Raw genomic sequence first — 18,056 nt, forward strand, 5'->3', positions numbered from 1 at the left:
AGGACATGACAGCAATCGAGCGGTCCCGCACTGTGGCGGTCGTCGGCGCCGGCACCATGGGACAGGGCATCGCCCAGGTGGCCCTCCTCGCAGGCCACCGCGTGCTGATCCACGACATCGACCGCGCCCTCGCCGCCACCGGGGCCGCCCTCGTGCGCGACCGCGTCGAGCGCATGGCCGCCAAGGGCCGCCTCGACCGCGCCGAGGCCGAGGAGGCCGCCGGCCGGATCCGGGCGGCCGAGGGCCTGGCCGACCTCGCCGGCGCCGCCCTCGTCGTCGAGGCCGTCGTCGAGGACGTCACCGTCAAGCACGCCCTCTTCGCGGCACTCGAAGAGGTGGTTTCGCCGGACGCCCTGCTGGCCACCAACACCTCCTCCCTCTCCGTCACCGAACTCGCCGCCGGCCTCGCGCACCCCGGCCGCTTCCTCGGCCTGCACTTCTTCAACCCGGCCCCGCTGCTCCCCCTCGTCGAGGTGGTGAGCGGCTCCGCCACGGACCCGGCCGCCGCCGAACGCGCGTACCGCACGGTCCTGGGCTGGGGGAAGACCCCGGTCCGCTGCGCCGACACCCCTGGCTTCATCGTCAACCGGATCGCCCGCCCCTTCTACGCGGAAGCCTTCGCCGTGTACGAGGAGCAGGGCGCCGACCCCGCGACCATCGACGCCGTCCTGCGCGAGAGCGGCGGCTTCAAGATGGGCCCGTTCGCCCTGACCGACCTGATCGGCCAGGACGTCAACGAGGCCGTCACCCGCTCGGTGTGGGAGTCCTTCTTCCGCAGCCCCAAGTTCACCCCCTCGCTCGCGCAGCGCCGGCTGGTCCAGTCGGGCCGCCTCGGCCGCAAGTCCGGGCACGGTTGGTATCCGTACGGCGAGGGCGCCCAGCCGCCCGCCCCGCGCACCGCCGGGCCGCAGGAGGCGCCGGAGAAGGTGTCCGTCGTCGGCGACCTCGGACCGGCCGCCGCTCTGGCGGGGCTCATCGAGGAGGCCGGCATCGCGGTGACCTCCACCGCGCACGGCGGCCCGTACATCCAGCTGCCCGGCGAGGGCCAGCTGGTGCTGGCCGACGGCAAGACCGCGGTCGAGTTCACCGACGTCGTCTACTTCGACCTCGCGCTGGACTACCGCGAGGCCACCCGGATCGCCCTGTCGGTCAGCGGGGACACCAGCGAGCGCACCCTCGCCGAGGCCATCGGCCTCTTCCAGCGGCTCGGCAAGGAGGTCTCCGTCATCGGGGACGTCCCCGGCATGATCGTCGCCCGGACCGTGGCCATGCTGATCGACCTCACCGCCGACGCCGTGGCGCGCGGGGTGGCCTCCGCCGAGGACATCGACACCGCGATGCGGCTCGGCGTCAACTACCCGCTGGGCCCCTCCGAATGGCACGAGCGGGTCGGCCGGGACTGGGCGTACGACCTCCTGCACCACCTCGACGAGCGCTGTCCCGGCGGCCGCTACGCCCCTTCGCTGGCCCTCTTCAAACTGGGCTACGCGGACGACGGCGAAGCGGAGGAGGCCGCCGCAGGGGCGGCGGAGGAGGGCACCGGATGACCACGGCCAGGCGGGACACCTACACCCCCGAGACGCTGCTGTCGGTGGCGGTGCAGGTCTTCAACGAGCGCGGCTACGACGGCACCTCCATGGAGCACCTCTCCAAGGCCGCCGGGATCTCCAAGTCCTCGATCTACCACCACGTGGCGGGCAAGGAGGAACTGCTGCACCGGGCCGTCAGCCGGGCGCTGGACGAGCTCTTCGCCGTCCTGGAGGAGCCGGGCGCCCTGCGCGGCCGCGCGGTCGCGCGCGTCGAGTACGTCACCCGCCGCACGGTCGAGGTCCTGGTCGCGGAGCTCCCCTACGTCACCCTGCTGCTGCGGGTGCGCGGCAACACCCGCACCGAGCGCTGGGCCCTGGAGCGCCGGCGCGAGTTCGACCACCAGGTCGCCGAGCTGCTCAAGGCCGCGGCCGCCGACGGGGACCTGCGGGCGGACGTGGACATCCGGCTGGCCACCCGCCTGCTCTTCGGCATGGTCAACTCGCTCGTCGAGTGGTACCGCCCGCACCCGGGCACGACCCCCGACCAGCTCGCGGACGCCGTGGTCAGCATGGCCCTGGACGGCCTGCGCGCGAAGTCCTAGCGGGAGCGGCGGGGGAGGGGGCAGGGATTCCGGCCCCCTCCCCCTTTACGGTCCTCCGCGACCGTTTTCAGTCCTCCGCGACCGTTTTCAGTCCTCCGCGAGCGCCGGGCCGGCGGCCGGGCCCGGGTCCAGCAGGTCCGTCTCCTCGAAGACCAGCAGCGTGCGGGTGGACAGCACCTCCGGGATGGACTGCAGACGGGTCAGCACCAGCTCCCGCAGCGTGCGGTTGTCCGCCGTGTGGACCAGCAGCAGGACGTCGAAGTCCCCGCTCACGAGGGCGATGTGGGCGGCCCCCGGAAGCTCGCGCAGCTTCTCGCGCACCGTCCGCCACGAGTTCTGGACGATCTTCAGGGTGATATAGGCGGATGCCCCCTGACCTGCCCGTTCGTGGTTCACCCGGGCCGTGAAACCGCGGATCACCCCGTCGTCGATCAGCCGGTTGATCCGGGCGTACGCGTTCGCGCGCGAGACGTGCACCTGCTCGGCCACCGACCGTATCGACGCCCGTCCGTCCGCCTGGAGCAGGCGCATGATCGACCGGTCGATCGGGTCGAGGGGGCGGGGCGGCACGGGCGGCGCCGGTGCCACCGGCGGGACGGGGACCGGGGGTGCCGCCGGGGTGGCCGGGGCACCCCCCGGTGAAGCCGGTACGGAGCCCGTTCCGGCCATTTGTTCATCCGGCATTGCCCACTGCCTGCCTCTCCTGGACGTCCTGCACCCATCCCAGGGCCCCGTCGCCAGTTTGTCCACAGCCTGAAGGCGCCTGTAGCCAAATTGCGCCGACGACCGAACAATCGGTAGGTGAGGCACCCCACAACCGGGGGCCCGCCCCGCCCGCTTCCCACGAGGAGGTGTACGCCGCCATGACGGTCCAAGAGCTGCCCGGTGCCGGTGCGTCCCACCGAGTCACCCCGCCGCCCGCCTGGAGGCCCCGCACGGAGGCCGCTCCGCTGCTTCCGGACCCGGAGCCCTACCGGGTCCTGGGCACCGCGGCGGCCGAGCACCTCGACCCCGCGCTGATGCGCCGCTACTACGCCGAGCTGGTGCGGGGCCGCCGCTACAACGCCCAGGCCACCGCGCTGACCCGGCAGGGCCGTCTCGCCGTGTACCCCTCCACCGTCGGGCAGGAGGCCGCCGAGATCGCGGCCGCGCTGGTCCTGGAGGAGCAGGACTGGCTCTTCCCGAGCTACCGCGACACCCTCGCGGCCGTGGCGCGCGGACTGGACCCCGTCCAGGCGCTCACGCTGCTGCGCGGCGACTGGCACACCGGGTACGACCCGCGCGAGCTGCGCATAGCCCCGCTGTGCACCCCGCTCGCCACCCAGCTCCCGCACGCGGTCGGCGTGGCGCACGCCGCGCGGCTGCGCGGGGACGAGGTCGTCGCGCTCGCCATGGTCGGCGACGGCGGCACCAGCGAGGGCGACTTCCACGAGGCGCTGAACTTCGCGGCCGTCTGGCAGGCACCGGTGGTCTTCCTGGTCCAGAACAACGGCTTCGCCATCTCCGTCCCGCTCGCCAAGCAGACGGCCGCCCCGACCCTGGCCCACAAGGCCGTGGGGTACGGGATGCCCGGCCGGCTGGTCGACGGGAACGACGCCGCCGCGCTGCACGAGGTCCTCACCGAGGCCGTGAAGCGGGCGCGCTCGGGCGGCGGCCCGACCCTGATCGAGGCCGTCACCTACCGGATGGAGGCCCACACGAACGCCGACGACGCGACCCGCTACCGGTCCGACTCCGAGGTCGAGGCCTGGAAGGCGCACGACCCGGTGGAGCTGCTGGAGCGCGAGCTCACGGCGCGCGGCTGGCTGGACGAGTCCGGCGTCCGGGAGGCGCGCGACGCGGCCGAGGCGATGGCGGCGGACCTCCGCGAGCGGATGAACGCCGAACCCGTGCTGGACCCGATGGACCTCTTCGCGCACGTCTACGCCGAGCAGACCGGCCGGCTGCGCGAGCAGGCGGCCATGCTGCGCGCCGAACTGGAAGCGGAAGGTGACGCATGACCACGGTGGCTCAGCAGGGGGTCAAGCCCGCGACGATGGCGCAGGCGCTGACCCGGGCCATGCGGGACGCGATGGCCGAGGACCCGACCGTCCACGTGATGGGCGAGGACGTCGGGACGCTCGGCGGGGTCTTCCGGATCACCGACGGGCTCGCGAAGGAGTTCGGCGAGGACCGGGTCACGGACACCCCGCTCGCGGAGGCCGGGATCCTCGGCACCGCGGTCGGCATGGCCATGTACGGGCTGCGGCCGGTCGTGGAGATGCAGTTCGACGCGTTCGCCTACCCGGCGTTCGAGCAGCTCATCTCGCACGTGGCGAAGATGCGCAACCGCACGCGGGGCGCCATGCCGCTGCCGATCACCATCCGCGTGCCGTACGGCGGCGGCATCGGCGGCGTCGAGCACCACTGCGACTCCTCCGAGGCCTACTACACGGCCACGCCGGGCCTGACGGTCGTCACCCCGGCGACCGTCGAGGACGCGTACGGGCTGCTGCGCGCCTCCATCGCCAGTGACGACCCCGTGGTCTTCCTGGAGCCGAAGCGGCTCTACTGGTCCAAGTCGCCGTGGTCGCCGGAGGCCCCCGCGGCCGTCCCGGGCATCGGCGAGGCCCTGGTCCGCCGGGCCGGTACGAGCGCCACCCTGATCACCTACGGGCCCTCGCTGCCGGTCTGCCTGGAGGCGGCCGAGGCGGCCCGCGAGGAGGGCTGGGACCTGGAGGTCGTGGACCTGCGCTCCCTCGTCCCCTTCGACGAGGAGACGGTCGTCGCCTCCGTGCGCCGCACCGGGCGCGCGGTCGTGGTCCACGAGGCCGGCGGCTTCGGCGGCCCGGGTGCGGAGATCGCGGCCCGGGTGACCGAGCGCTGCTTCCACCACCTGGAGGCGCCGGTGCTGCGCGTGACGGGCTTCGACATCCCGTACCCGCCGCCGATGCTGGAGAAGCACCACCTGCCCGGTGTGGAGCGGATCCTGGACGCGGTGGCCCGCCTGCAGTGGGAGAACTGATGCCGCAGGTCATGGAATTCAAGCTGCCCGACCTCGGCGAGGGGCTGACCGAGGCCGAGATCGTGCGGTGGCTGGTGGCGGTGGGCGACGTCGTCGCCATCGACCAGCCGGTCGTCGAGGTCGAGACGGCCAAGGCGATGGTGGAGGTGCCCTGCCCGTACGGCGGTGTGGTCACCGCACGGTTCGGCGAGGAGGGCGAGGAGCTGCCGGTCGGCGCCCCGCTGATCACCGTGGCGGTGGGTGCGGAATCGGCGCCCGCCGGGGCCGCGCAGGCCCCGGCCGCCGAGGCGGATGCCGAGGGCGCCGCCCCCGCGCCCCGGCCGCTGATCGGGTACGGCTCGGACCACTCGCGCCCTGCGCGTCGGCGGCGGGTGCGACCCGTCACCAGCGCGGTGTCGGCGCCCGTCGCGGTCCCCGTCGCGGTGCCGGCCCCCGTCCCGGTCCCGGCGGCTCCCGTGGCTCCGGCGGCGCCCGCCGGGCCGGTGCCCGTCATCTCGCCGCTGGTGCGCAAGCTGGCCCGGGACAACGGCGTCGACCTGCGGGCGCTGCGCGGATCCGGGCCGGACGGCCTGATCCTGCGGGCCGACGTGGAAGCCGCGCTGCGCAACCCCGAGCCCGTGGCCGCACCCGAGCCCGTGGCCGCACCCAAGCCCGTGGCCGCTCCCGCGGCGGTGGCCGCGCACGGCGAGCGCATCCCGCTCAAGGGCCTGCGCGGCGCCGTGGCGGAGAAGCTCTCGCGCAGCCGGCGCGAGATCCCCGAGGCCACCTGCTGGGTCGACGCGGACGCCACCGAGCTGATGGCGGCGCGGGCCGCGATGAACGCGGTGGACGGCCCGAAGATCTCGGTGCTCGCGCTGCTGGCCCGGATCTGCACGGCCGCGCTCGCGCGGTACCCGGAGCTCAACTCCACGGTGGACCTCGCGGCGAACGAGATCGTCCGGCTCCCCGCGGTGCACCTGGGCTTCGCCGCCCAGACCGAGCGCGGGCTGATGGTCCCGGTCGTCCGCGACGCCCACACGCGCAGCCCCGAGTCCCTGTCGGCGGAGTTCGCCCGGCTGACGGAGCTGGCCCGGGCCGGGAAGCTGGCCCCGTCCGACCTGACGGGCGGGACGTTCACCCTGAACAACTACGGGGTCTTCGGGGTGGACGGCTCCACGCCGATCATCAACCACCCGGAGGCGGCCATGCTGGGCGTCGGGCGGATCGTCCCGAAGCCGTGGGTGCACCGCGGTGAGCTGGCCGTCCGTCAGGTCGTCCAGCTGTCGCTGACGTTCGACCACCGGGTCTGCGACGGGGGCGCGGCGGGGGGCTTCCTCCGCTACGTCGCGGACTGCGTGGAGAACCCGGCGGTCCTGCTGCGAGGCCTGTAGCCGGGCGCCGTCCGGCGGCCCCCGTCAGGCCGGGGGCAGGGGCGGCGGGGTCCAGGCGGCCGGGCGCAGGACGGCTCGGACGGTGGCCCCGGACGGGGCGAGGCGCAGGGCCGTGTTGCGGGCCGCGACCGCCAGCGGATGCGTCAGGGCGTGGCCCATGCGGCCCGCCCGGCGCGCCGCCCGGGCCACGGCCCCGGCCCGCGGCCTGCGCACCGCGTCGTAGCGGGCCAGGGCGGCCCCCACCGGCCCCCCGCCGGCCAGCTCGGCCGCCAGGACCACCGCGTCCTCCAGTGCCTGGCACGCCCCCTGGCCCAGGTTCGGGGTCATGGCGTGCGCCGCGTCCCCCAGCAGGGCGACCCGCCCGACGGCGTACGCCGGCAGCGGGGTCGCCAGCTCGTGGACGTCGTGGTGCAGGACGTCCCCGGGCCGGGTCGCCGCCAGCAGCTCCCCGACCTGCCGGTGCCAGTGCGCGAAGCGGCGCTCCAGCACCGACAGCGGGTCCGCGTGCCGGACCCCCGCCGGGGCCCTCAGCACGGCGTGCCATTCGGCCCGGCCGTCCGCGAAGCCGATGTGCCCGAACTCCGCCCCCGGCCCCCAGGTCAGGGCGAAGTCGTGGTCCGTGCACACCGGTTCGGCGGTGATGGCGCGCAGCACCGTCGAGCCGCTGTAGACCGGCCCGGGGTGGTCCGGGAACAGCTCCGCGCGGATCCCGCTGCGCAGCCCGTCCGCGGCCACGACCAGGTCGGCGTCCGCGTCCCCCAGGGTCCCGGTGCCCTGCCGGAGGCAGGGGGCGGGGAGGGCCTCCCGCAGCAGGCGGTGGAGTGCCGCGCGCGGGATGCCGACCACCGGTGTGCCCAGGGCCCGTTCGAGGGCCGCGCCGTCCATGCGGGACAGCCAGCGGCCGTCGGGGGTGCGGGTCCCGCCCGTGTACTGGGGGTGCGCGGCCGCCCGTACCGCCGCTCCCACGCCCAGCGCGTCCAGTGCGCGGACCCCGTTCGCGGCGAGGGAGATCCCTGCGCCCGCGTCGTCGAGCACGGGGGCGCGCTCCAGTACCCGTACCTCCCACCCCGTGCGGTGCAGCCCGATGGCCGCTGCGAGTCCGCCGATGCCGCCGCCGATGACCAGGGCCCGTCGCATCGCCATGGTTCCACCCCTCCCGTTTCTACACCTGTAGAAGACCTGGGGCGGAGCGTACCCCGTGGCTTCTACAGGTGTAGAAAGAGGGGGTGAGTGAAGAGCGAAGGGTCCTGCTGGCCGATGCCGCCATCGAGGTGCTGGCCGAGCACGGCATGCGCGGGCTGACCCACCGCGCGGTGGACCGGGCCGCGGGGCTGCCCCCGGGCACCACCTCGGCCTACCTGCGTACCCGCGCCGCCCTGCTGACCGCGCTCGTGCGCCGCCTCGTGGAACGGGACCAGGCCGAGCTCCAGGCCGCCGGCGAGCGCACCCCCCTGCCGCGCACCCCCGCCGAGCTCACCGACGGCCTGGCCGCGCTCACCACGGCCCGGCTCACGGGAGAGGGGCGCCTGCGCTCGCTCGCCCGGTACGCCTGTGTGCTGGAGAGCGTCCGGGACCCGGAGCTGCGCGAGATCCTCGTCCCCCGCGAGAACGCCGGGCGGGACGTCGTGCGCGCCTTCCTGGCCGCGCACGGCGTCCCCGACCAGGAGGCGCGCACCCTCAGCCTCCTGGCCTGCGTGGACGGGCTGGTGCTCGAGCACCTGCCGACCGGCGCGGCCGCGGTCCCCAGGGAGGCGCTGGAGGGGCTGGTCGCCGCCGCCCTCCGCTGACCGTGCCGGACCTCCGGCGCTGACCGTGCCGGACCTCCGGCCCGGGGACTCGGGAGGCTCCCGGGGCCCCGGGAGGCCCTCAGACGGTCAGGAGGATCTTGCCCACGTGTGCGCTCGACTCCAGGACCCGGTGGGCCTGTGCCGCCTCCGTGATCGGGTACGTGGCGTGGACCACCGGCCGGACGCGGCCCGCGCCGATCAGGGGCCACACGTGCTCCCGCACCGCCGCGATGATGGCCGCCTTCTCCTCCAGCGGGCGGGCGCGCAGCGAGGTCGCCGTGATGGCCCCCCGCTTCGCCAGGAGCTTGCGCAGGTCGAGTTCCGCCGTCACCCCGCCCTGGAAGCCGATCACGGCCAGCCGGCCGTTCATGGCCAGGGCCTCCAGGTTCCGGCCCAGGTACTTCGCGCCCATGATGTCCAGGATCACGTCCGCCCCGGCGCCGCCCGTCGCGGTCCGCAGCTCCTCCACGAAGTCCTGCTCGCGGTAGTCGATCAGGACGTCCGCGCCCAGCTCGGCGCAGCGCTCCAGCTTCGCCTTGCCGCCCGCCGTCACCGCCACCCGCGCGCCCACGGCCTTGCCCAGCTGGATCGCCATGGTGCCGATGCCGCTCGAACCGCCGTGCACGAGCAGGGTCTCGCCCGGCCGCAGCCCCGCGACCATGAACACGTTGGACCACACCGTCGCGACCACCTCCGGCAGCGCGGCCGCCGCCACCAGGTCCACGCCCTGCGGGACCGGCAGCAGCTGGCCCGCCGGCACGGCGACCTTCTGCGCGTACCCGCCGCCCGACAGCAGCGCGCACACCTCGTCGCCCACCGCCCAGCCGGACACCCCCGGCCCCACGGCGGCGATGCGTCCGGAGCACTCCAGGCCCGGATAGGGCGAGGCTCCCGGCGGCGGATCGTAGAAGCCCTGCCGCTGCAGGACGTCGGCGCGGTTCACGGCGCTCGCCGCGACCTCGACGAGCACCTCGCCCTCGCCCGCCACCGGATCGGGTACGTCGGCCCAGACGAGGGCCTCGGGGCCGCCCGGCTGCTCGATGGTGATCGCATGCATGGCCCGGAATCTACCGCGCCCGCTACTCCGCCGGGCCGAGAGTGACCTGAGGGGTCGTCGGCGGGGTCGCCCGCACGATGGTGATCACCCGGTCGGTCAGCCGGAGCGGGCTCGCCTGCGGATCGTCGTAGGCGAGCAGCCGGTGCCCGCGCACCACGCTGACCACCAGGTCCCCGGTCTCCCGTACCCCCAGGCCGACCTCGGACCGGTTGACGGGCCGTTCGATCAGGTCCAGGCCGCTGCCCTGGTGGATCAGGTCCTCCATCACCGCGCCCGCCCTCGGGCTCAGCACGGACAGCCCGAGCAGCCGCCCGGCGGCGCTCGCGCTCGTGATGACGGCGTCGGCGCCCGACTGCTTCAGCAGCGGTGCGTTCTCCTCCTCGCGGACCGCCGTCACGATCCGCGCGCCCCGGTTGAGCTGCCGGGCCGTCAGCGTGACGAGGACCGCGGTGTCGTCCCGCTGGGTGGCGATGATGATCTGACGGGCCTTCTGGAGTTCGGCGCGCAGCAGGACGTCCGAGCGGGTGGCATCGCCGACGACCCCCGTGAACCCCTCCGCGTTGGCCATGTCGACGACCTTGGCGCTGGGGTCGACGATGACGACCTGCTCCTTCGGGAGCCCGGTCGCCAGCAGTGTCTGGAGCGCCGAGCGGCCCTTGGTGCCGAAGCCGACGACGACCGTGTGCTCGCGCAAGTTCTTCCTCCAGCGGTTCAACCGCCATTCTTCCCTGGTGCGTTCGGTCAGGACCTCCAGGGTGGTGCCGACCAGGATGATCAGGAACAGCACGCGCAGCGGGGTGATCAGCAGGATGTTGACCAGCCGCGCGCTGTCGCTGTACGGGACGATGTCGCCGTATCCGGTCGTCGACAGGGTGACCGTCGCGTAGTAGACGCAGTCGAGGAGGTCGACCTCGTCGTTGGCGTTGTCGTGGTAGCCGTCCCGGTCGAGCCAGACGATCAGGACCGTGAGGCAGAGCACGAACAGCGCCATCAGCAGCCGTTTGGCGACCTGGCGCAACGGCCTTTCCACCACCCGCTTGGGCAGTTTGATGCGCCGGGAGACGAGCCTCTCGTCCGCGCCGCGCGCCATCGCGTCCTGACCGTGGAGTTTCACGTGAAACATCCCCCGGCGGCCCACGGCAGGTCGAGGACCTCCAGTTCCTGCCCGTTCCGCGCGCCGTGCGGCGGTACGACGGCCAGTGCGTCGGCGGCGGCCACCCCGCGCAGCATCGCCGGGCCGTTGTAGCGCAGCGGTACCGCGTGCTCGTCGGTCAGCAGGACCGGCACCAGCCGGGTGTCGTACGGGTGCCCCGGCACGTCGCCCTGGACCGGTACGGCGTAGCGGGGCCGCTGGCGGCGGCCGGCGAGGGCGCGCAGCAGCGGCTCGGCGAGGGTCAGCAGGCCGGACACGGCCGCGAGGGGGTTGCCGGGCAGGCCGACCACGTGGCGGCCGTCCGCCCGGTCGCCGAGGCGGGCCAGCAGCATCGGGTGTCCGGGCCGTACGGCGACCCCGTCCACGAGCAGCTCGGCACCGGCCCGCTCCAGCACGGGGTGGACGTGGTCGACGGGGCCGGAGGCGGTGCCGCCGGTCGTGACGACCAGGTCGGCGGTGGAGCCGGTGATCGCCTCGAAGAGGGCCTCGGCCCCGGCCGGGTCGTCCCCGAGCCGGCGGGTGGAGAGCACCTCGGCCCCGATGCGGGTGATCCAGGGGCCCAGCATGGGGCTGAGCGCGTCGCGGATCAGCCCGTCGTGCGGGAGGCCCTCCATGAGCAGCTCGTCCCCGAGGACGAGGATCTCCACGCGCGGCCGGGGCCGGGTGACGAGCTCGTCGTACCCGGCGGCCGCGGCCAGGCCCAGGACGGCGGGGGTGACCAGGGAGCCCGCCGGGAGCAGCGGGTCGCCGGATCGGCACTCCTGGCCGCGGGGGCGGATGTCCTGGCCGGTGCCGACGGGGCGCGTGGCGTGCAGCTGGGTGCCGGACTCGCGGGCGTGCTCGCTGCGGATCACGGCGGTGGTGTCGGCGGGGATCCGGGCGCCGGTGGCGATCCGGACGGCCTCGCCGTCGGCGAGGGGGGCGGGGGACGCGGCTGCGGTCCCCCCGGCCAGGATCCCGTCACCGGGGCGGATCGCCCAGGGGCCGGGCCCGGCGACGGCCCACCCGTCCATGGCGGAGGTGTCGAAGGAAGGCAGGTCGCCGAGGGCGTCCAGGGAGGCGGTCAGCACCTCGCCGAGCGCGTCCGCGAGGGCCACCCGGTGGCTGCGGGCCCGGACGGTCGTGCCCGCCAGGGCGGCGGCCTCCCGGGCGCGCTGCCAGGCGGCGGCGCGGTGCCCACCGGTCCCGCCTTCGGCGGCGGGGGTACGGCTGACCAGGGCGAGCGCCTCGTCCAGGGCGCCGTCGGCGTCGGTACGGGTCATGGAGAGCCGTTCCCCTCGGGGTCGGTGGGCCGGGCGTCGAGGGATTCGGCTTCCGCCGCCCAGCGCAGGGCCAGGCCGGCTGCCTTCCGGGAGGCCTCGGCGACGGCCTCGGCGGGGTCGGCGCCGGCCGCCTCGGCGCGTGCGGCGGCGTAGCCGACCAGGAAGGTCGTCAGCGGGGCCGCGGGCCGGGCGACACCGTGTGCGGCGTCACGGGCGAGGTCGAGCAGGGTCTTGGTGTCGACGTCGACGTCGATGCCGAGCTCGTTCTTGGCGGCGTTGATCCATTGCTCCAGCACGTTCCCATGCTCCCTGATCCGGGCACGGGCCGTCGCCAGGTCCTCCCAGGTGTCGCAGTCGAAGGAGGCGAGTGGCGCAGCGGCGGTGACCCTGGCCAGGTCCAGCTCGGCGGTGAGCGCGCGCAGGGGGAGGCCGTGGAGGCTGCCGTGTTCGGTCGCGAGCAGGGCGATCTCGCGGCGCAGGGCCTCGGTGCGGTAGGCGGCCACGAGGGGCTGGTCGCGGCCCTCGGGGTCCTTGAGCAGGGCCCCGTCCCCGGTGCCGGCGGCGGCCGAGGAGAGGAGGGCGCGGACGGTGTCCCGGTCGAGGAAGGGCAGGTCGGCGGAGAGCACGAGGACCAGCCCGGCGGTCGTCCGCAGCAGCCCGGCCTGGAGCGCGGCCACCGGGCCGCCGCCGGGCGGGGCCTCCAGGGTCCAGTCGACGGGGCGGGCGGTGGGCCTGCGGCCGCCGACGACGACGGTGGCGGCGGCGTCCTGGCAGGCCGCCAGGACGCGGTCGAGGAGGGTGCGGCCGCCCACCGGGAGGGTGGGCTTGTCGGCCCCGCCGAGGCGCCGGGCGGCGCCGCCGGCGAGGACGATGGCGTCGTAGCTCATGCCCTTGAGTATGCGCGGGGCATGTGGGTTCCGTCGCACCCCACTTACCCCCCGCTTACGCCGCGGGCGGCGCCGGGCGCGGGTGCGGCTGCCGCTGCGCGGAGCAGCCTCCCCGCCCCGCCCCGCCCCCTCTCCGTCTCCCGGGGCGGGCCCCGTACCCCGGTTCCCTGGGGATCCGCCCCGGCCCCCGCGCCTCGAACGCCGGCGGGGCCGGCAATGCGCCGTACGCGTTCCAGCCCCGCCGGGGTCCGAGCGCAATGGGGTTCGGGGCGGAGCCCCGGAGGGTGCCGCCCGGGCCGCGGCCCGGGTCGTCGGCCCGCTGGACCGCCGGACGCTAGAGGTACGGGCCCGAGCGGATGGCGCCGTGGGGGCCTTCCTCGTCGTCGTCGTGGGGGCCGCCGGGGGGCAAGGCGCGGCGCATCTGCTCCAGTTGGGCCCGCGCGGCCATCTGCTGCGCGAACAGGGCCGTCTGGATGCCGTGGAAGAGGCCCTCCAGCCACCCCACCAACTGCGCCTGGGCGATCCGCAGTTCGGCCTCGGACGGAACGGCCTCCTCCGTGAACGGCAGGGAGAGGCGCTCCAGTTCCTCGACCAGCTCCGGGGCCAGGCCGTCTTCCAGTTCCTTCACCGACGCCGCGTGGATGTCCTTGAGACGGACCCGGCTGGCCTCGTCCAGAGGTGCGGCGCGGACCTCTTCCAGAAGTTGCTTGATCATGCTGCCGATCCGCATGACCTTGGCGGGCTGTTCGACCATCTCCGTCACCGGGACCTCGCGCGACTCGTCATCGGCGCCGCCGACCGCCTTCCCGTCCTGTCCCACGATCAGGACGTGCGGGGGACTGTCCTGCGACCGTTCACTCCTCGGCATCTCCATGCCGTCATTCTCTCGCACACCTTCGTTCTCACACGGTGTGCCCCCGCACGGGCGTGATCCACCCTGTGCGGGGGCGGCAACGTCATCCCGCGGCCCGGCGGGCCAGGGCGCCGCTCGACTTCGTGACCAGTGCGGCCAGTACGGCCGCGCCCAGGGGGACGAGGACCAGGAGGCCGGCGAGGGTGTCCCAGGGGACGGCGATCGGCACGTAGAGGGGCTCGTCCGCGGTGGAGTAGCCCATCTCGACGGCGCGCTGGAGCAGGCTCCGCTGCTCGCGCTCCTGGGTGAGGCGCAGACCGACCGCGGGCAGGATGCCCGCCGCCGAGCCGAGGACGACGCCCATCAGGGCGACCACCCCGCACTGGAAGCCGCTGAGGGTGCGCCGCACGCGCGGGGCCGCGCCCACCGCCGCCAGGGTCTTCAGATCGGCCTCGGAGTCCGCCTGGGCCAGGCCCGTCGCGATGCCGGCCGCGCCGATGGTGACCAGGCCCGCGAACACGGCGAGGGCCAGCATGCCGATGGTGCTGTCCTCCTGGTAGCCGCGTTCGATCGAGACGCGGACGTCGGCGCCCGTGCGGTCGATCTCCCCGTCCAGCCGCTGCCGTTGCTCGGTGGTGGCGGCCCGCGCCAGGCTGAAGTAGGCCCCGACCGGGGCCGTGGCGATACCGGCGGCCTTCACCGCCGAGGGCGGCAGGACGACCCGAACGCCCCAGGAGTCGACGCCCTCGGGCGCCTGGTGGACGGCGAGGACCTTGTCCTGGCCGGGCAGTTCGGCATGGACCGCGGCGGCCTTCTGCGCGGCGGCGGGGTCGGTGACGAGCCGGAGGGTGATCTTCCCGTCCTTCACGACGCGGCGGTCGAAGGCGACCGGCCGCCCCGCCTTCAGCGCCTCCACCGAACCCGGGTCCTTGACCTCCAGGACCTGGAGGAGCTTCTCGTCCGCCACGATCGTGTCGAAGGAGGAGCCCATGCGGCGCGGGAGGGCGCAGCGGGGGTCCTGGCGCAGCTTCTTCACCTCCTCCTTCGGGAAGTCGGCGGGGCCGTGTTCGGACTCGTGCAGCGGGCAGCGCTGTTCCTTCGGGACGATGAGCTCGACCCGTCCGCAGCCCGGGTCCCGGGCGTACGACTCGCAGTTGGGGTTGCCGATCGACAGGCGGTCCACATCGGCGCGCACCGCCACCGGCAGGGTGCGGGTGAGGGTCTCGCGCGCCGTCGGCACGTCCTTGTGGGCGCTGTTGTCGTTGGCGGTGAGCAGGCCGGCGCCGGCGGGGAGTTCGGCGACGTACTCGTGGCGGGCCTGGACGTCCCGGCTGTGCTGGTACGTGGAGACCGCCACGGTCCCGGCGACGGCGGCCAGTACGGCGGCCACGGCCGGGGCCGTACGCCCCCGGTTGCGGACGGCGTCGCGCAGTGCGAGCCGCGGCGACAGCGGCAGCCACCGCCCCAGCCGCCCGAACAGGCCGACCAGCACGGGGGTGAGGGCGACGACGCCCAGCTCGGCGAGGGCGCTGCCGCCCGCGACGACGGTCGGGCTGACCCGGTAGCGGGTCCCGTAGAGGGCGATCGCGGCGCCCGCGGCGACGGCGAGCAGGCCGACCAGGGGCAGGACGCGGTTGGCGCGCCGGATGCCGCGGCGGCCGGTGAGGGAGGCCAGGACGGTCTGCCGGGAGGCGGTGACGGCAGGGACGAACGCGGCCAGCAGGCCGGTCAGCACGGCGAGCAGGGCGATGCCGAGGAGTTCCGGTAGGCGGAAGTCGAGGGAGCCGAAGCGGCTGCCGATCTTCTCCTCCAGGAGCGGCCGCAGCCCGATCGTGAGGCCCACGCCGAGGGCGCAGCCGATGACGGCGGCCACGGCCCCGATGACCAGGCCGCCCGAGAGGACGATGGCCCGGATGTGGCGGCGGTCGCCGCCGTTGGCGCCGACCAGGCCGAGCTGGCGGCGCGAGCGCCGGGCGCCGACCGCGAAGGCGGGTCCGGCGAGCAGGCAGACCTCCAGGAGGGCCAGACCGACGACCGTGGCCACGACGGCCTTCTCGGTGATCCGGCCGCCGTCCGGGCCGGGCCTTGCGTAGCGCTGGCCGGGTTCCTGGGCGTAGAGCGGCACGGCGGAGTCGGCCGGCGGGTGCTCGGCCACGGCGCGGGAGCGCACGAGCCCGCCCTTGGCGTTGGCCTCCTTGACCATGTTCCACGTGAAACCATCGCCGCCGACCTTCACGAGGAAGGAGTCGGTGGCGTGGAGTCCGGGCGCCCCGGCCGCCGTCAGGTCCCGGTCGAGCGGGCCGAGCAGGGTGCCCGGCAGGGCCAGCAGTTCGTCCCGGGCCAGCTCGGAGGGCAGCTCGTACGCCCCCGTGATCCGGTACGGGGCCTTCGAGCCGCGCGGGGTCACGGAGGAGCCCACGTACAGCCCGGAGTGCTCCAGGAAGGCGGCGGTGGCGATGACCTCGCCCGGCCCCCGGGGCAGTCGGCCGCGCAGGGGGGTGAACAGGCCCCCGGTGAGCGGGTGGTGGACGTCCAGCTCGCGCAGCTGGGTGTCGAGCAGGCCGTGCCGGGTGTGCACCTTGACGCTGGAGCGGCTCTCCTGGACGGCTTCGGCACCGGCCGGGACCGCGTCCTTGAGCGGTGCGTCCTTCTTCTCGGGGTCGGGCCGGTACTTGTCGTAGCCGCCGACGGGCGCGTAGCGCTCGCCGTCGGGGCTCTGGAGGACCGGGCCGGACAGGCCGGTCGACTCGATCCGGGCATCGGCGGCACCGACCTGGCGGGACAGCGTCTGCCCGGGGGTGAGTTCGGCGCTGCGCAGGGTGAGGTCGACGGCGCTGACCCCGACGACCGGCAGGGCGATCATCGCGAGGACGAGGGTGCTGCGGCCCTTGGCGCGCCAGGCGTCGCGGCGGGCGATGCGCAGGGCAGCGACCCAGGAGTGGTACCAGGAGGCGAGCGGGGAGGTCACAGGCCGGCCGCCCGCCCGGAGAGCAGCGAGTCGGCGTGGCTGCGGAGGGTCTCGTCGACGACGCTGCCGTCGCGCAGGAACACCACCCGGTCCGCCCAGGCGGCGAAGCGGGGCTCGTGCGTGACCAGGATCCCCGCGGCGCCGGCGTCGCAGCGCAGCCGCAGCAGGGCGAGCACGGACTCCCCGGTCTCGGAGTCGAGGGCGCCGGTGGGTTCGTCGGCCAGGACCAGGCGGCGGTCGCCGACGAGGGCGCGGGCGATGGCCACGCGCTGCTGCTGGCCGCCGGACATCTCGTCGGGGAAGCGGTCGGCGAGGGCGCGCAGGCCGATCTCCTCCAGGGCGGCGAGGGCGGCGGTGCGGGCCCTGCGGGCAGAGGTCCCGTCGAGTTCGAGGGGCAGGGCCACGTTCTCGGCCGCGGTGAGGGCCGGTATCAGGTTGTAGTCCTGGAAGACGTAGCCGATGCTCCGGCGGCGCAGGGCGGCCAGCTTGCGGCGTCCGGCGGTGGTGAGGTCGACGCCCTCGACGACGACCCGGCCGCCGGTGGGGGTGTCGAGCCCGCCGGCGAGCGTGAGGAGGGTGGACTTCCCGGAGCCGGAGGGGCCCATCACGGCGACGAGTTCGCCGGGGTGGACGGAGAGGTCGATCCCGCGCAGGGCGTGCACCTCGGTGGCGCCGCTGCCGTGCGTGCGGACGAGGTTCTCCAGCCGGAGCACGGGCGCGGAGGGCGGGGCGGCGTGCCCCGGGTGGCCCGGGTGGTTCGGGTGGGAGCTGTGCTGCTGGTCGGGCATGAAGGGTCCCCCTTGAAAGGGCTGTTCAGCCCCGCCGCGTGCGGGCGGTGGGGCCGGTGGTCGGGCCGGTGGCGGCCGCCGGGGGCGGCGCGGCGGTGCCGGCGGACGGGGCGGCCGGTGCGGCGGGTGCGCCGCCGGTGGTGCCGAGCGCGGCCAGCCGGACCAGGCGGGCCTCGGAGTGGTCGAGCCAGCGGGCCTCTGCCTCGGTCTGGAAGATCAGCTGCTCCAGGACCAGCAGCCAGGCCACGTCGTCGCGTTCGTGCGCCTGTCCGGTCTCGATGGCGGACAGGGCCTGGGCCTTGAGCCGGGTGTAGTCCTGCATCGCCCTGACCGTGGCGTGCCGCTGGGACTGGATGACGGCGCGGATGTCCACGCCGGGGGCCCCGACGGCCATGGCGAGCTTGATGGCCAGCTCGTCGCGGGGCGGGTTGGCCCGGTCCACCGGGCGCTCGTACCAGTCGCGCAGCTCGCCGCGCCCGGTGTCGGTGATGGCGTAGAGGGTGTGCCCGGCGGCGTCCTCCCCGCCGGGCGCGACGAGTCCGTCGCGCTCCAGGCGGGCCAGGGTGGTGTACACCTGCCCGACGTTGAGGGGCCAGGTGGAGCCGGTGCGGGATTCGAACTCGGTGCGCAGCTGGGAGCCGTAGCGGGGGCCCCGTTCCAGCAGCGCGAGAAGGCCGTGACGGATCGACATACTGAGTATGTATACACGGGCATACTCAGTATGTATACCGGGTATGCCCGTGTCGGCGTCCCGTCGTGTCGGCGCCCGTGTCCGCGCCCGTGTCGCCGTCCGTGG

The 18,056-nt window shown here is 75.0% G+C and carries 16 protein-coding genes; 6 read left to right on the top strand and 10 right to left on the bottom strand.

All coding sequences use genetic code 11. The features are described 5' to 3' along the window. Positions 1-5 precede the first annotated feature (5 nt). Positions 6-1,547 (top strand): 3-hydroxyacyl-CoA dehydrogenase, encoded by a 1,542-nt coding sequence (locus tag AB0469_RS27635; protein ID WP_366454147.1) that lies wholly within the window; start codon positions 6-8, stop codon positions 1,545-1,547. Continuing rightward, on the top strand, positions 1,544-2,131 hold the full coding sequence (locus AB0469_RS27640; protein ID WP_366454148.1) for a TetR/AcrR family transcriptional regulator: 588 nt from the start codon (positions 1,544-1,546) through the stop codon (positions 2,129-2,131). Before AB0469_RS27635 ends, AB0469_RS27640 begins: the two co-directional genes overlap by 4 nt. Positions 2,132-2,218: 87 nt before the next feature. Here the strand turns inward: AB0469_RS27640 and AB0469_RS27645 are convergent, their stop codons facing one another. Continuing rightward, positions 2,219-2,815 (bottom strand): Lrp/AsnC family transcriptional regulator, encoded by a 597-nt coding sequence (locus tag AB0469_RS27645; RefSeq protein ID WP_366454149.1) that lies wholly within the window; start codon positions 2,813-2,815, stop codon positions 2,219-2,221. 179 nt (positions 2,816-2,994) lie between these two features. On the opposite strand from AB0469_RS27645, the gene pdhA reads away from it, so the two are divergent. The 3 genes from pdhA to AB0469_RS27660 are packed head-to-tail and all read left to right on the top strand — an operon-like array spanning position 2,995 to position 6,505. Then, the gene (gene pdhA, locus AB0469_RS27650; protein ID WP_366454150.1) at positions 2,995-4,131 is read left to right on the top strand and encodes a pyruvate dehydrogenase (acetyl-transferring) E1 component subunit alpha; all 1,137 of its coding nucleotides are present in this window, start codon (positions 2,995-2,997) and stop codon (positions 4,129-4,131) included. Further along, positions 4,128-5,135 carry an alpha-ketoacid dehydrogenase subunit beta gene (locus AB0469_RS27655; RefSeq protein ID WP_366454151.1) on the top strand — a complete coding sequence of 336 codons (1,008 nt, stop codon included), beginning with the start codon at positions 4,128-4,130 and terminating at the stop codon, positions 5,133-5,135. Before pdhA ends, AB0469_RS27655 begins: the two co-directional genes overlap by 4 nt. Further along, complete coding sequence (locus AB0469_RS27660; protein ID WP_366454152.1) at positions 5,135-6,505, top strand: dihydrolipoamide acetyltransferase family protein; 1,371 nt, start codon at positions 5,135-5,137, stop codon at positions 6,503-6,505. The genes AB0469_RS27655 and AB0469_RS27660 overlap by 1 nt, the downstream gene beginning before the upstream one ends. A 24-nt stretch (positions 6,506-6,529) precedes the next feature. Here the strand turns inward: AB0469_RS27660 and AB0469_RS27665 are convergent, their stop codons facing one another. Continuing rightward, complete coding sequence (locus AB0469_RS27665) at positions 6,530-7,648, bottom strand: FAD-dependent monooxygenase (RefSeq protein ID WP_366454153.1); 1,119 nt, start codon at positions 7,646-7,648, stop codon at positions 6,530-6,532. A gap of 83 nt (positions 7,649-7,731) precedes the next feature. Between AB0469_RS27665 and AB0469_RS27670 the strand changes: the two genes are divergently transcribed. Continuing rightward, positions 7,732-8,292, top strand: a complete 561-nt coding sequence (locus tag AB0469_RS27670) for a TetR family transcriptional regulator (RefSeq protein ID WP_366454154.1) — start codon at positions 7,732-7,734, stop codon at positions 8,290-8,292. Between the two features lie 79 nt (positions 8,293-8,371). On the opposite strand, the gene AB0469_RS27675 is transcribed toward AB0469_RS27670, so the two are convergent. The 8 genes from AB0469_RS27675 to AB0469_RS27710 all read right to left on the bottom strand — a co-directional run bounded on the left by AB0469_RS27675 (position 8,372) and on the right by AB0469_RS27710 (position 17,951). After that, a complete protein-coding gene (locus AB0469_RS27675) occupies positions 8,372-9,349 on the bottom strand; it encodes an NAD(P)H-quinone oxidoreductase (protein ID WP_366454155.1) in 978 nt (325 codons plus the stop codon). A gap of 22 nt (positions 9,350-9,371) precedes the next feature. Continuing rightward, positions 9,372-10,472, bottom strand: coding sequence for a potassium channel family protein (locus AB0469_RS27680; RefSeq protein ID WP_366454156.1), 1,101 nt, complete (start codon positions 10,470-10,472; stop codon positions 9,372-9,374). After that, entirely contained in the window at positions 10,460-11,764 is a 1,305-nt protein-coding gene (locus AB0469_RS27685; RefSeq protein WP_366454157.1) for a molybdopterin molybdotransferase MoeA, read from the bottom strand. Before AB0469_RS27685 ends, AB0469_RS27680 begins: the two co-directional genes overlap by 13 nt. Beyond that, positions 11,761-12,651, bottom strand: a complete 891-nt coding sequence (locus AB0469_RS27690; protein WP_366454158.1) for an NTP transferase domain-containing protein — start codon at positions 12,649-12,651, stop codon at positions 11,761-11,763. Before AB0469_RS27690 ends, AB0469_RS27685 begins: the two co-directional genes overlap by 4 nt. Before the next feature lie 334 nt (positions 12,652-12,985). After that, a complete protein-coding gene (locus AB0469_RS27695; protein WP_366454159.1) occupies positions 12,986-13,525 on the bottom strand; it encodes a bacterial proteasome activator family protein in 540 nt (179 codons plus the stop codon). 82 nt (positions 13,526-13,607) lie between these two features. Beyond that, positions 13,608-16,367: an ABC transporter permease gene (locus AB0469_RS27700; protein ID WP_366454190.1), complete on the bottom strand. Its 2,760-nt coding sequence runs from the start codon at positions 16,365-16,367 to the stop codon at positions 13,608-13,610. Positions 16,368-16,468: 101 nt separating this feature from the next. Continuing rightward, positions 16,469-17,185, bottom strand: coding sequence for an ABC transporter ATP-binding protein (locus AB0469_RS27705; RefSeq protein ID WP_366454191.1), 717 nt, complete (start codon positions 17,183-17,185; stop codon positions 16,469-16,471). Between the two features lie 100 nt (positions 17,186-17,285). Further along, positions 17,286-17,951, bottom strand: coding sequence for a PadR family transcriptional regulator (locus tag AB0469_RS27710; protein WP_366454160.1), 666 nt, complete (start codon positions 17,949-17,951; stop codon positions 17,286-17,288). Between the last annotated feature and the right edge of the window lie 105 nt (positions 17,952-18,056).

Origin of the sequence: Streptomyces sp. NPDC093801 (genome assembly GCF_040701585.1) — a bacterium.
In the GTDB taxonomy this organism is placed as follows: domain Bacteria; phylum Actinomycetota; class Actinomycetes; order Streptomycetales; family Streptomycetaceae; genus Streptomyces.